General features: G+C 61.9%; 13 protein-coding genes. 6 read left to right on the top strand and 7 right to left on the bottom strand.

Translation table 11 applies throughout. The annotated features are described in order from the left end of the window. Positions 1 to 111 precede the first annotated feature (111 nt). The 4 genes from FRF71_RS06450 to FRF71_RS06435 form a co-directional block, all read right to left on the bottom strand. Positions 112 to 1,029, bottom strand: a complete 918-nt coding sequence (locus FRF71_RS06450; protein WP_147089786.1) for a hypothetical protein — start codon at positions 1,027 to 1,029, stop codon at positions 112 to 114. Positions 1,030 to 1,073: 44 nt separating this feature from the next. Continuing rightward, complete coding sequence (locus FRF71_RS06445; protein WP_147089785.1) at positions 1,074 to 1,742, bottom strand: ABC transporter ATP-binding protein; 669 nt, start codon at positions 1,740 to 1,742, stop codon at positions 1,074 to 1,076. Continuing rightward, on the bottom strand, positions 1,739 to 2,467 hold the full coding sequence (locus tag FRF71_RS06440) for an ABC transporter permease (RefSeq protein ID WP_337678501.1): 729 nt from the start codon (positions 2,465 to 2,467) through the stop codon (positions 1,739 to 1,741). The genes FRF71_RS06445 and FRF71_RS06440 overlap by 4 nt, the downstream gene beginning before the upstream one ends. Positions 2,468 to 2,537: 70 nt before the next feature. After that, on the bottom strand, positions 2,538 to 3,662 hold the full coding sequence (locus FRF71_RS06435; RefSeq protein ID WP_238339475.1) for a KpsE/RkpR family capsule polysaccharide export protein: 1,125 nt from the start codon (positions 3,660 to 3,662) through the stop codon (positions 2,538 to 2,540). 167 nt (positions 3,663 to 3,829) lie between these two features. Here FRF71_RS06435 and FRF71_RS06430 point away from each other — a divergent pair, with 167 nt between their 5' ends. The 6 genes from FRF71_RS06430 to FRF71_RS06405 all read left to right on the top strand — a co-directional run bounded on the left by FRF71_RS06430 (position 3,830) and on the right by FRF71_RS06405 (position 11,871). Continuing rightward, positions 3,830 to 5,107, top strand: a complete 1,278-nt coding sequence (locus FRF71_RS06430) for a polysaccharide biosynthesis/export family protein (RefSeq protein WP_238339474.1) — start codon at positions 3,830 to 3,832, stop codon at positions 5,105 to 5,107. 122 nt (positions 5,108 to 5,229) lie between these two features. Then, positions 5,230 to 5,754 carry an NAD-dependent epimerase/dehydratase family protein gene (locus FRF71_RS06425; protein ID WP_202878095.1) on the top strand — a complete coding sequence of 175 codons (525 nt, stop codon included), beginning with the start codon at positions 5,230 to 5,232 and terminating at the stop codon, positions 5,752 to 5,754. Between the two features lie 265 nt (positions 5,755 to 6,019). After that, positions 6,020 to 7,372: a capsular polysaccharide export protein, LipB/KpsS family gene (locus tag FRF71_RS06420; RefSeq protein WP_161597896.1), complete on the top strand. Its 1,353-nt coding sequence runs from the start codon at positions 6,020 to 6,022 to the stop codon at positions 7,370 to 7,372. Next, positions 7,369 to 8,631: a capsule biosynthesis protein gene (locus tag FRF71_RS06415; protein ID WP_147089780.1), complete on the top strand. Its 1,263-nt coding sequence runs from the start codon at positions 7,369 to 7,371 to the stop codon at positions 8,629 to 8,631. The genes FRF71_RS06420 and FRF71_RS06415 overlap by 4 nt, the downstream gene beginning before the upstream one ends. 21 nt (positions 8,632 to 8,652) lie before the next feature. Beyond that, positions 8,653 to 9,807 carry a glycosyltransferase family 4 protein gene (locus tag FRF71_RS06410; RefSeq protein ID WP_147089779.1) on the top strand — a complete coding sequence of 385 codons (1,155 nt, stop codon included), beginning with the start codon at positions 8,653 to 8,655 and terminating at the stop codon, positions 9,805 to 9,807. 9 nt (positions 9,808 to 9,816) lie between these two features. Further along, positions 9,817 to 11,871 (top strand): NAD(+) synthase, encoded by a 2,055-nt coding sequence (locus FRF71_RS06405; protein WP_147089778.1) that lies wholly within the window; start codon positions 9,817 to 9,819, stop codon positions 11,869 to 11,871. A gap of 3 nt (positions 11,872 to 11,874) precedes the next feature. On the opposite strand, the gene FRF71_RS06400 is transcribed toward FRF71_RS06405, so the two are convergent. From FRF71_RS06400 to FRF71_RS06390, 3 genes are all read right to left on the bottom strand, one after another. Then, a complete protein-coding gene (locus tag FRF71_RS06400; RefSeq protein ID WP_147089777.1) occupies positions 11,875 to 12,402 on the bottom strand; it encodes a hypothetical protein in 528 nt (175 codons plus the stop codon). A 96-nt stretch (positions 12,403 to 12,498) separates the two neighbouring features. After that, positions 12,499 to 12,990, bottom strand: coding sequence for a demethoxyubiquinone hydroxylase family protein (locus FRF71_RS06395; RefSeq protein WP_147091552.1), 492 nt, complete (start codon positions 12,988 to 12,990; stop codon positions 12,499 to 12,501). A gap of 14 nt (positions 12,991 to 13,004) precedes the next feature. Next, a complete protein-coding gene (locus tag FRF71_RS06390; protein WP_147089776.1) occupies positions 13,005 to 13,466 on the bottom strand; it encodes a disulfide bond formation protein B in 462 nt (153 codons plus the stop codon). Positions 13,467 to 13,468 lie beyond the last annotated feature (2 nt).

Genomic DNA, 13,468 nt, shown 5'->3' with positions numbered 1-13,468 from the left:
ATAGTGCGATGGGCCGAAGGGAGGCAGACCCGCGGCAGATGCTAACGAAGTCACGCTCGCCAGTCTGGATAGATGCACTTCGAGGCCGCAGACAAGAAGTCTTTCCCTTGGCTAAACTCGCGTCGCCATTTCCCGATGGACCGCCTCGATCCTCTGATTGAAGCGGTTTTCTGGGCTGGCCATGTCCCCCATGTGCATGAACCACATGAACACCAAGGCAGCTTCACCATAGTAGATCTGGTGTGAAATCAGGCGAGATTCGCCAGCCCAGACCTCACCGGGGTCAAATGCAACTTTGTGCTTGGGCAAGTTCTCCATCCAAGTCTGGCGCGTTCCGCCCAGCAGATCGGCATGAATGAATTCCAGCATTTCGTTCGGATCCCGACCAGCGAAGCGGGCGAGCCCATGAGCTTCGTAAACCTGCCGAATAAAGTCATCCGAATGGTGGCTAATGTGCCAGATCCGAGGTCGATTATCGAGATTGGCAAAGATTCGTGCCTGATGAAAGTCGTCGTCGATTGAGTGGTTATCCCAGTGCAGATTCTCAAAGAAGGTCTGGGTCAGCCGGATGCTGGGTATGAACCGGAACGGCTGGTAGCCAGGAAAGCAGATGCCGAAAATTCGTAGAACCTCGTCCTGAGCACGCTTCAGGCTTGTCCTGGCGGCTTCAAACAGGGTCACGTCACCCCGGCAAAGCACATCAAAGATCGCCTGCCGCAAGGGATCCCGAAATTGCAAGACAGGGCCGCTCCGATCGAAGCGCGAGCGGCGGGCAGGTGGCTCGCCTTCGAGAAAGGCCGAGGTCGTCAGCTTCTTGACCCGGCGCCGGATCTCCGGCTCAGGGATCAGGTCGAGATCCTTTTCCATCGCGGCAATCGAAGCAAAGTCCATCGGCAGCCGGTAATCCCGGATTAGGACCAGATGGCCCTGTTCGAACAGGTCAGTGATGCCACCGCGCGCGCCAATCTCTGCCAACGAGAGCTCAAGGATGTAGTCCTTGACACCGGGGTGGCGATCGATCCGCGCCATCGTCTCTAATCCTTATCTCCATAGGCGTTATCCGCCCGCTGCAATCAGAACTTCTGCGGCTCGGCGAGGAGTTCCTTGTACTGCGCGTAAACTTCGTCGAAGTCATCGTATTCCGTTATCGAGCCGTCCCGGAACAGCAGGAAGCGGTTGCAGGTGCCTTTGAGGTATCGGTGGCTGTGCGAGACGATCAGCATTGCCTTCTCTTTGCGCTTCTCGAACAGCTCGACCTTGCACCGCTCCCGGAAAGAATCATCGCCCACGGCCATGACTTCGTCGATCAGATAGCAGTCGAAGTCGATCGTCATCGAAATCGCAAAAGCCAAGCGGGCCCGCATACCCGACGAGTAGACCCCAACCGGCTCGTAGAGATACGAGCCAAGCTCAGAGAAGTCCTTTACGAAGGCCAGACGCTCGTTGAAATCGACACCATAAATCCGGCAAATGAAGCGCAAGTTGTCGATCCCGGTCAGCTTGGCATGAAAGCCGCCCGTAAAGGCGAGCGGCCAGGACACGCTCATGCTTCGCTCGACTGTTCCCGAGGTCGGCGGCTCAGCGCCGCCAATCACGCGCACCAGTGTAGATTTGCCAGCGCCGTTGCGGCCCAGAATACCGACGTGATCGCCAGGCTTGATCGTCAAGTTGATGCCCTTGAGGATCATCCGCATCCCGGCGTTGGTCGGGTATTGCTTGGTAACGTCCGTCAGCCGGATCATTCGTAATCCGATTCGATATCCATCGCGCGTACGAGAACCATGGCCACGAAAGTCAGGCACAGATTGAAGATCGCGACGTACGCCATGTCGTAGTGCGCCGTCATCTTAGATCCAAAATAGCCTTCGCGGATGAACTCGACACAGTTCAGCATTGGAAGATAAAGCATCACTTCACGCAAGCGCTCGGGCAGACTGTCTGCGATGAAGGCGGCGCCGGAAAAGGGGAAGAGAAGGTAGGACAATGGCGACCAGAGCTTTTCAACCAGATCCGAACGTTCCGACAGCGCGCCCAGCAGCCAGGCCAGACCCATCCCGAACCATGCCAGCATCAGCCACCCGCCAAGCACCTGCAGGGCATCCTCGGGCAACTTCATCCATTCGATCGACCAAAAGGCCGCAATGAGAAAGACGAACGCGGCGCTGCTTCCGACAAATTCCAGCAACGTCCGCGCAAGGTAAACATCCAGCGGCCTGACTTGGCGGTGGAACAGCAGCGACTTGTTGCTACTCAGTGCACCGATGCAGCGACCTGGCATATTGCGCCACATCATCATCGAAGAGTAGCCAGTCACCGCAAACGCTACGATCGGCAGGTCGGATCCGTGAACCGAACGGGTCGCAGTCCAAATCGCAGTGACGGCCAAAGTGAACAGCATTGGCTCAAGAATGAGCCACAGAAAGCCGAAATTGTTCCGACCATATCGCGTAAGCAATTCGCGGATCAACAGGGCGTAAACAACCCGACCCTGGACTCGCAAGCTCGAGCCGTGGAGTCCGGCGTCGTTTGCAGGAGCGTTACTGGCCATGCTCTTTGATACCGGCCATTAGCATCGAGGCTACACCCCACGCCACCAGGCCAAGGGCAAAAGTTGCCAAAATGCCGCGCAGCCGCCGTGGTTCGAGCGGCGCATCAGGCTGATTTGGCTGAGCAATACGTTCGACATAAACCTGTTGTCGCCGGGCTTCGTTCCGGGCCTCCTGCAGCGAGGCAAGCGCACCTGTGAGCTGCTTGTCGGCAAAGCCTTTTTCTAGAAACAACTTCTGGTACTGTACCGCACTTCCGGCAAGGGAGCGGTCACCGCCCGCGAGCGCGCCCATTTCCCTACGCACGGCCTGCTGAAGAGTCTGCAGGCGATTCTCGAACACAGGGATTTGCGGATTGCGCGGCGTGAAAGCGCGCAATTGGTTAAGCTGGGTTTGCGTGGATATCACCTCGTCTTGCAGCTTTGAAATCATCGCCATCTGTGCAGTGGCCTGCATTTCCGGATCGACGACACCTTCCCGATTGCGGAAAGCGGCCAGCGCCAGCCCGGTCTGTCGGGCTTTATTTTGCGCCTCGTCCACTTCGAGCTGGGCAAACCGGATCATGTCGTCGCGGCCACGCTGGTTCATACGATTGATCGTCTGTTCGGACATTTGAAGCAATTGTTCATTGATCCGATGCGCATCAGCCGCAGTGTAAGCTCGGACCGTCAGCGACGAGATCCCCGTTGCCACATCGTTTTCGACACGCACCCGACTGGTGTAGTACTTGAACAGCGCTTCGAACGAGCCGTCCAAGCCAAACGGATCAAAGCGATCGAAAATCGAAATCTCGGGCCGTGTGAAGGCTTTTGCAAAGGCACCGCCTCGGTTTACTGCTGCCAGGGCACCGCGAGATTCAACAAATGCCTTCGCCGCATTAGCCTCTTCCCCAGCATTGCTGAAGCCAGCACCTGCGAGCACGAGGCCCAGGCCAGAGGTAGAAGGCCGCTCGGGGCTGCGGACTACGTAGCGCGATTCGGAGATGTAAATGTCGGTCGCCAGCAACCCAAAATAGATCGTCGACAGGGCAGTCGGAACGATGACGAAAAGAACAAACAGTCGGTTAAGCTTGCGGAAGCGCGCTGAAAGGCGAAAGGCCATATCCGTCTTGATCACTTCAATGGTTTAGTTGAACTGCCGCCTATGGGCGGGTGCCTCCTTGGTCGCATCGGACCAGATTTGCAATTCGAAAACATCGCACCTCAATGCATCGACCGCAAATCGCCCTTCACGACAAGTTTGGGCTTCATTTCAGGGGTTGTGATTGATCTCAGGTGTTGTGATTGATCGCGGACCCGCTTCGCACTACACGCGGCAGCCGGATTGAACTGATCGAGAACACGATGACAGCTCACACTTGCCCCACGGAACAGACTGCTGCTGGCAGAAGGCAGCTTCGCGCCGTGCTAATCTGCGCCGTTGCGCTCAGCACGGCGGCGTGCACGGCGCTGGGCAGCAGCGGGCCCACGACCGGTCGGATTGTCGGCAGCAACACGTCGTCGGTTCAGGGTGCCAACGTCCAGGTAATTGAAGTCAATGATGTTATCGCCATGCACCTGGCTCACGCTTCCGCGCCGGTCGGTTTCGCGGACACGCTTGGAGAATCTGCACCTGTCGGAACGACGATAAATCGCGGCGATGAGGTTGGCGTTGCAGTCTGGGAAGCTCCTCCTGCCGTCCTGTTCGGAATGCTTGGTGGGTCGGGTGTCAGCACGCAGACCACCATTGGCACCGGGCGAAACACCGAAATTTCGCCGCAGATGGTGGATGATCGGGGGCTGATTTCCTTACCTTTTGTCGGTACAATCCGTGCAGCCGGGCTAACCCCTAGACAGCTTGAGCAGGAGATTCGTCAGCGCTTGCTGGGCATTGCCAATCAACCACAGGTGATGGTGGGAATTGTCCGCAATGCCAGCGCCAATGTTACCGTCGTTGGAGAGGTTTCGACCAGTGCGCGCGTTCCGTTAACCGCCCGAGGTGAGCGGCTTCTTGATATTCTTGCAACGGTCGGAGGCGTCCGCCAGCAAGTCGACAAGATCACAATCCAGGTGACGCGCGACCAGACGGTCGCGACCATGCCGATGGATGCACTCATTCGCGACCCTCGTCAGAATGTCCGACTTCGCCCTGATGATATTGTCACGGCAATTTTCCAGCCATTCAGCTTCACGTCCCTTGGTGCGACTGGGGTCAACGCTGAAATTCCGTTTGAAGCATCGGGCATCACCCTGTCGCAAGCGCTTGGTCGAATCAACGGTCTACAGGATAGTCGCGCAAACCCGAAGGGTGTGTTCATATTCAGATGGGAGGACCCTTCGGCACTTCAGGGTGCAATCCCGGTTGGCGCTCCAGCCCGCGCAGACGGGAAAATTCCAGTGATTTATCGTGTAAATCTCTCGGATCCAAAGACATTTTTTGTCGCACAGAACTTCCCGGTCAAGAACCGCGATGTACTCTACGTCTCTAACGCTCCCGGCGCGGAGTTGCAAAAGTTCGTTTCGATCCTATCCCAAACTGCCTTCTCAATCATTGGCATAACGAACGGCATTAGCGGTAACTGACGCAATCGCTCTTACTGCTCGCATGCCAGAAGGCCCTTCTCGCGTGTGGCCTTTTTGGGCATGAGCTGCCCGATGCTGTTTTGGCGTCTCGAGATTGCGAGCAAGCGATGCACAATCCCTTGGTGACCGGCGGTGCCGGATTTCACGGCTCACACTTTTGCGATCGGCTTGTCGCGCGCGGCAATGGCGAGCTGTGCGTCGACAACTTCTATACCCGCAGCAAGGCTAACGTGGCGCACCTTCTGGGCAAGACATCGCCCGCGCTGATGCGCCACGATGCCGGCTGGTCGCTTTACTTCGAAGTGGAGCAGATCTTCGACACCTCTGGTGTGCGGATGCATCGGCAGGATAGCCGGGGGGCATCCAACTTCGTCGGCCGGGCGGGGCAAGGCGAGGACCAGCCTATCTATGGCAACGGCATGCAGACCCGCCGCTTCTGCTATGTCAATGATCTGGTCGAAGCGATGCTGAAGCTGATGGACAGCCCGGCCGTTTTCACTGGCCCGAACGACGCTGAAATAGTAGCCGAAGGGCCGCCAGGAAAGCGCGCTAAAGGAAACAATCGGCTGCTTTCGCACGTTTGCCAGGGCCAGGCATGGTCGAGCCGCCACCCTCACACCGTTCCAGCCCTGAAGCCGCGAGGGTGAGGGTTTGACCGAGCAGTTCCTGCGGGTTCCACCCTTTCCTGGCGCGGCCCGCCCGCAACTGTGGCAGCTGGGATCGACTACTTTACAGTCAACTGACGTTCAAGCTGCGCTAGTCGACAACCAAGTCGGCGGGTCCTTCTGGGCTAGGCCGGCCCAGATTGCGAATGGCTTTGAACTGATTCTCGTCCCCGACAATGCGGCGCAACTGGCCGCAATGCTGCAACCACTGTCCGAGCCTGGGGTGACGATCGTCTTGCCACCCGGCATGCGCGCACCTGCCGGGTTCGCCGTTTTGCAGGCCCCGTTCGATCCCTGGAGCGCTGCGCAGCGGGCCAGCGCAGTCTGGGCTGGAGCGGAGCGCGAACTGGCTACGATTGCCGCCCTGCTCGGCAAGCCAGTGCAACTATTCGGCGAACGCGGGCCACTGCGGCAACTGCCTGACCTGGTGGGCGACCTGCTGCAATCACTGACCGGCAAGAGCTGGGTCAGTCCATTCGACGGTACGCCCTGGGACCTCCTGCAGGTCATTGCGCAACTGGGCGACTGGCGCCGATTGATCGCCAGCAACCGCGATCTGGGAGCGGTCTATGGAGTCGCCCGGTGGAAGCGGGTGACTGTCGATCCACTGCTGTGGGATGGAACCGGGCCGGTCCGCTACGCGCGTCGCTTGCGCTCGGATCTTGACCCAGGCGCGCGCGTCGTAGCCTGGAAATCCCGCACCGCGCCCGCCGTCCTTGCCGAGCTGGAAGCTTCAGGATCGATCGCCGAGCTAGAGGACGGCTTCATTCGCTCAGTCGGACTTGGCGCCAACTGCATTCCGCCGCTGTCCATAATTGTCGATAGATCAGGGGTTTATTTCGATCCAAACGCGCCAAGCGACCTCGAGGCCATGCTTGAATGCGACGAACTGCCCGCTAAGTGGGTTGAGCGGGCGTCGGAACTGCAAACTACACTCGTTCATGCGGGGATAAGCAAGTATGGACAAGGGGAAGTAACGAAGCCGGTTACGGTAAGTAAGCAGCGGCGCATACTTGTGACTGGGCAAGTTGAGGACGATCGATCGGTGATGAGCGGGGGGGCCAATTGCACGAACCTTGAGCTGATTGCCAAGGCGCGGGCGTTGGAGCCGGATGCCTGGATTATCTACAAGCCACACCCCGATGTCGAAGCCGGGCATCGCAAGGGCCATGTCCCGGATGCCGATGCGCTCCGCTATGCCAACGAAATCGAGCGCCGGGCACCGATCGCAGCGCTGCTCAATCAGGTTGATGCGGTCCACGTCATCACCTCGCTCACGGGGTTCGAAGCGCTCCTGCGCGGCAAGGCGGTGACTACTCATGGCCAGCCCTTCTACGCCGGCTGGGGGCTGACGCGCGATCTCGGCCCGCGCAATCCGCGCCGCACACGCCGCCGCAGCCTGGCCGAACTCGTTGCTGCCACTCTGATCGGCTACCCGCGCTGTGTTGACCCCGTTACCCGCCTGCCCTGCCCACCCGAAGTGCTGGTACAGCGGATCGCAAACGGCCAGGCCCGTGTTGCATCGCCCCTCATTCTCTTGCGGGAATGGCAGGGCAAGCTGCGCCTGTTATGGCAGCGATTGAGCGGAGGGCGGCGATGAACGCGCAATGGACTCCGCGCCGCGAATTCCTGTTCCTGCAGGGACCGCCCGGGCCGTTCTTTCGCGAACTGGGTGCTGCCTTGGCAGAGCACGGTTGCGGGGTTCACCGGATCAACCTGTCTGGCGGCGATCGCTATGACTGGCCGAAGGCGGCTACCAATTACCGCGGCCGGATGCGCAACTGGCCGATGTTCCTCGATCGCTACCTGCGCGCGCACCACATCACCGACCTGGTCCTGTTCGGCGACTGTCGCCCGATGCACCAGGCTGCGCTGCGTATGGCCCAGCTGCGCGGAGTGCACATCCACGTTTACGAAGAGGGCTATATCCGCCCGGACTGGATGACGCTGGAGCGCGACGGAGTGAACGGCCATTCGCCAATGGAGCGCGACCCGGCCGCGATTCTGGCCGAAGCGCGCAGCCTGCCGCCGATTCCGCAGTTGCCCTCCATCACCGCCGAGTTCAAGCGGCGCGCACGCGATTCCTACTGGCACTACCACCATGTCGTAACCGGCCGCCTGCTCTTCCCCTTCTACCGCACACATCGGCAGGGCTCGATCATCCTCGACGGCATCGGTTGGCTCTGGCGGTTGTCGCAACGTGAACGACGGCAACGCCAAGCGGTCGAAACGCTGGCGGCGATTGCCGGGCGCGATTTCTTCGTTTTTCCGCTGCAGCTGACCGGGGACTACCAGATCCGGCATCATTCGCCGTTCGGTTCAATGCATGTCGCGGTCGACTATGTGCTGGAGAGCTTTGCTCGGTTTGCCCCGCCGGAAACGGTGCTGCTGGTCAAGGAGCACCCGCTCGACAGCGGCTATACCAACTGGCGTGCTTTACTGATTGCCAAGGCCCGGCGGCTGGGAGTGAACGGCCGGATCTTTCATATCGATGGCGGCGAACTGGATGAGTTGTCGGCAACAGCCAAGGGCATGGTCTGCGTCAACAGCACCTCGGCCACGCTGGCGCTGGAGGCGGGGACACCGGTCGCCGTGCTGGGCGATGCGATCTACGATATCCCTGGGATCACGCACAGCGGCGGGCTGGACAGCTTCTGGGCCCACCCGACCCCGCCCGATGCTGAGCTTTATGCCGCCTTCAAACGCGTACTCCACGCCAAGTGTCTGGTGCGCGGGGGCCTCGCCAGTGCCTCGGCCACGGCGATCCTGGTGCGAAACAGCGTGGCGCGGCTGCTTGCCGATGACCAGCCGCCCAAGCGGCAGCTTGAGCCGGCGCGGATCGTCCGCGCGGTCGGCTAGGATCCGGACTTTCCCGACAATATGGTCCAGCGCGATCTTCTGCTCGATGTGACGCGGCTGGTCTGGCGCGTCTGGTCGGGGCGGTTGCCAACCGGGATTGATCGGGTGTGCCTGGCCTATCTTGAGCACTATGCGCCGCGCGCGCTGGCTGTCGTCCAGCGCCAGGAGCTGCGGCTGGTGCTCTCGGCCAGGCACAGCGCCGAACTGTTTGCCTTGCTCCGCACCGGCGGGCCCGGGTTCCGGCGGCGGCTGACCACTTTGCTGGCAGCCGCAGCGCTTTCAGGCAAGCCGCGCCAATCGACCCGTGGCTGGACCTATCTCAACATCGGCCATACCGGTCTTGACTCGCCCGGTTTAACGGCCTGGTTGCGCAAGCAGCAGTGGAAGCCGGTATATCTGGTCCATGACCTGATCCCGATCAGCCATCCCGAGTTCTGCCGCCCTGGCGAATCCAAGCGCCATCGCCAAAGGATGCGCACCGTGCTCGACTCTGCGGCCGGTGTTATCGCCAATTCGGCGGCGACCCGTGATGCGCTGCTCGAATTCGCACGCCGAGAGCGGCGCCCGGAGCCACCGTGCGAAGTCGCCTGGCTCGCCTCGCCGGACGAGGTGGACGCCGCGCCGGTACCGCCAAGCAACCGGCCGACCTTCGTGATGATCGGGACGATCGAGGGGCGCAAGAATCACCTGTTGCTGCTCCACCTATGGGAGCGCCTGGCCAAGGAGCTGGGGCCCGCCACACCCAAGCTAGTGCTGATCGGCCAGCGCGGCTGGGAAGCGGATGAGGTTTTTGCCCTGCTCGACCGCTCTCCCCGGCTGAAGGGCTATGTTCGCGAGCTGGGTCGGTGCGATGATGCAACCATGCTCGGCTGGCTCGACCAGGCCCGCGCGCTGCTGATGCCCAGCTTCATCGAAGGTTTCGGCATTCCAGTAATCGAGGCCCTGCAGCGCGGCGTTCCGGTGATCGCCACCGACCTGCCGGTGTTCCGCGAGATTGCGGGCGACATTCCGCTTTACCTCGATCCGCTCGATGGTCAGGGTTGGGAAGCGGCAATCCGCGCCTATTGCGGCGATGCGCCGGACCGGCTGCGCCAGCTGGCCGCGATGGCATCGTTCCGCACGCCCACCTGGGAAGACCACTTCGCCAAGGTCGACGGCTGGCTCGCGACGCTCTAGACAAGGCGGATGAGCGAGCCGCTGCCCTTCCAATCGATCCATCGCCACGGGCTTGTCCGCCTGGCCGCGGCAACCCCTGCGGTCTTTGTGGCTGACCCCAGCGCCAATGCCCGGGCCGTGCTGGAACTGGCCCAGCAAGCGGAGCGCGACGGGGTCGATCTGGTGGTCTTCCCCGAGCTGTGCCTTACCGCTTACGCGATCGATGACCTGCTGACCCAGCAGGCGCTGCTGGATTCGGCGCGCTCCGCACTGGCCCGTATTGTCACCGCCACCGAACGGATGCGTGCGGTTCTGGTGGTGGGGCTGCCGCTTGTCCGCAACGGGCGGCTTTACAATTGCGCGGCGGCTGTAACGCAGGGCCGCGTGCTGGGCGTCGTGCCAAAGAGCTTCCTGCCCAACTACCGCGAGTATTACGAGAAGCGCTGGTTCGCGCAGGGCGTAGGCATTACCGACGAGACGATCGAGCTTGGCGGAGTGGAAGTGCCGTTCGGTACCGACTTGCTGTTCCGTGCCGCCAATCTGCCCGACTTCACTTTCCACCTCGAGATTTGCGAGGACATGTGGGTGCCGCAGCCGCCCTCGATCCGGGGGGCGCTGGCCGGTGCGACGGTGCTTTGCAATCTGTCAGCCTCGAACATTACGGTCGGCAAGGCCGATGAGCGGACGACCCTGTGCGCCGCCCAGTCGATGCGCTGTGCCGCTGCCTATGTCTATGCCGCCGCCGGGGCGGGCGAGAGCACGACTGACCTGGCCTGGGATGGCCAGGGTTCGATCTTCGAACTGGGTGAGGAGGTGGCGCGGTCCGAACGGTTCAGCCGCCAGCCGCAACTCGCCATCGCCGATGTCGACGTGCAGCGGTTGCGGCTGGAGCGGATCCGGACCGGGTCGTTCAATGATGCCGCCGTTGCCGCCGGCCACCCGGAGCGCGAGTTCCGCCGGGTCGACTTCACTCTGCCGCTCCACGAAAAGGATGTCGGTCTGCGCCGCGCGCTGCGCCGTTTTCCCTATGTCCCGCACCGCGCCGAGCGGCTGGCGCAGGACTGCTACGAAGCCTTCAATATCCAGGTCGATGGCCTGATCCGGCGCATGGAGGCGACCAGGTCCAAGTGCCTGGTAATCGGAATTTCGGGCGGGCTCGATTCGACCCATGCGCTGATCGTAGCCGCCAAGGCCTGCGACCGACTGGGCCTGCCCCGCACGGCGATCCGCGGCTATACCATGCCCGGCTTTGCCACGAGCGAAGGGACCAAGGCCAATGCCTGGAAGCTGATGCAGGCATTGGGGATCACGGCAGACGAGATCGACATCCGGCCGGCAGCCGAACAACTCTTGAAAGACATGGACCACCCGTACGCGCGCGGGGAGAAGGTCTACGACGTAACCTTTGAGAACGTCCAGGCGGGGCTGCGGACCGATTACCTGTTCCGGCTCGCCAATCACCACCACGGTTTCGTGGTCGGCACGGGCGACCTCTCAGAGCTGGCGCTCGGCTGGTGCACCTATGGCGTGGGCGACCACATGAGTCATTATGCCGTCAATTGCGGCGTGCCCAAGACGCTGATCCAGTACCTGATCCGCTGGTCGGTTGAGAGCGAGCAGTTCGACGCGGCGACCGATGCCGTGCTCACAGCAATCCTCGATCAGGAAATCTCGCCCGAACTCGTCCCGGCCGATGCAAGCGGCGCGATCCAGAGCACCGAATCCGCCGTTGGGCCCTACGCGCTCAACGATTTCTTCCTGTTCTACACGCTGCGCCAGGCGCTGACGCCGACAAAGATCGCCTTCCTGGCCTGGCACGCCTGGCGCAAGGATGGCACCGGGCGCTGGCCATTCGGTTTCCCGGAGGAGCGCAAGGAAGACTATTCGCTGGCGGAGATCCGCCGCTGGCTGGAAAACTTCGTGCGGCGCTTCTTTGCCACCAGCCAGTTCAAGCGCAGCGCCATTCCTAACGGGCCCAAGGTTTCATCCGGCGGCAGCCTCAGCCCGCGGGGCGACTGGCGGGCGCCGAGTGACGGGCTGGCGGATGTCTGGCTGGCCGAAGTGGCGCAGGTACCGCGCAAGTAAGGCCTAGTTGCCGCCTTCCGGCTTCTTGGCGGCTTCGGCCTCTGCCTTCTGGCGCGCTTCCATCTGGTCTTCGAGCTTCTCGACGTCGGTCTGGGTCTTGGCCGCGTCCTTGTCGATCGTCGACAGACGCTTGGCGCGCTCTTCGGCAATCAGCTGGCCGAAGCGGATGCTTTCGTCGCTCTGCTTTTCGGCATAGGCGGCATCGATCAGCCTGCCCGAGCAGCCGGTCCAGCCGCCCGCTCCAACCGGCGAACAACTCATCGTCCCGGTCTTGCTGACGCGTTCGTAAGCCAGGACCTTGTTGTTCCAGGCCTCGTTCTGCGGCGAGCTCGACTGGCGCAGGATTTGCGGGATGCGGAAGCGCTCGGCCTCAGCCTTGCGAGCACAGACCGTGATCGTGTCATCGGCTGAAACCGGACACTCGTCATTGCCATAGACGATCAGCTGGTTGACCTTGGGCTCAGGCGCATCCTGGGCCAGCGCGGGAGCGGCGGCGAACAGCAGCGGGACGGCAATCAGCAGGCGGCGCATGGGTAGTCTCCTTGGCGCGATTGCCCCGATATAGGGGCCCTGTGCGCTGAATGACAGCTTAAGCGGCACAGTTCCTTGCGCGCGGTCAAGCGAACGTCAGATTCGCTCGGACAGGCGGATCGCCATGCGGCATCCCAGCCGGATCGCGCCCGACAGCAGCGGATAGGCCGGCGCCTGCTCCGCCCCGGCCGCAATTGCCACTTCCTTGTGCGCCCGCTCGTCATCGCGGAACGCGCGGATCATCTCGGCGAGTTCGGGGTCCGCGTCGCCCAGTTCCTCTAGCTGTTCGGTATAATGCCGATCGATCTCGGTCTCGATCGCAGCCGTGCAGGCCATGGCCGCCTTGGGGCCGATCAGCGCGGTCGCCGCACCAAGGGCAAAGCCGGCGACGTTCCACACCGGCTGCAAGGCCGTCGGGCGCACCCCGCGCCTTGCCAGCAAGGCATCGAACTTGGCGCGGTGGGCGGCTTCCTGTTCGGCCATATGGGCAATCTCGCCCGCATGTGGTGCGCGGTCGCCCATCACCGCCATCTGGCCCGCATAAATGCGGGTCGCGCCATACTCGCCAGCCTGGTCAACGCGGAGCATTCGTGCGGTATCGGTCACGCATTGGCTCCTTCACGGCGCAGCAGGGCGAAAATCGCCAGCGCGCCGGCAGTTGAAATCAGGAAATTGAAGCCCGCCAGCGAAATGCCGAACAGCGTCCAGGGCGCAACGTCGCAGCGCACGATTGGCGCGTCGAGAATGGCAGCGAGCGGATCGCCGCCGGTCTTGGCCACAGTGGCGCAACCGGTGATCCCTTCCCACCAGTTGTACTCGACCCCGGCATGGAACGCGCCGATCACGCCTGAGGCCAGGATCGCGATCCCGGCAAGCAGCGGCCACAGCTGCTGGCGCGGCTGCGTGAGGCCAATAGCGGCCAGGACCAGTGCGGCGAAATGCGGATAGCGCTGCCACCAGCACATTTCGCACGGGAACAGGCCAAATCCATACTGCGAGACATAGGCCCCGCCGAGCAGCACCGCTGGCACCGCCAGCGCCAGATGCCGCGCCGAAATCGTCATGG

The sequence above is a fragment of the Novosphingobium ginsenosidimutans genome (genome assembly GCF_007954425.1).
Taxonomy (GTDB): domain Bacteria; phylum Pseudomonadota; class Alphaproteobacteria; order Sphingomonadales; family Sphingomonadaceae; genus Novosphingobium; species Novosphingobium ginsenosidimutans.
The sequence above is the reverse complement of the archived record's forward strand: the minus strand, read 5'-3'. Positions and strand labels throughout refer to the sequence as shown.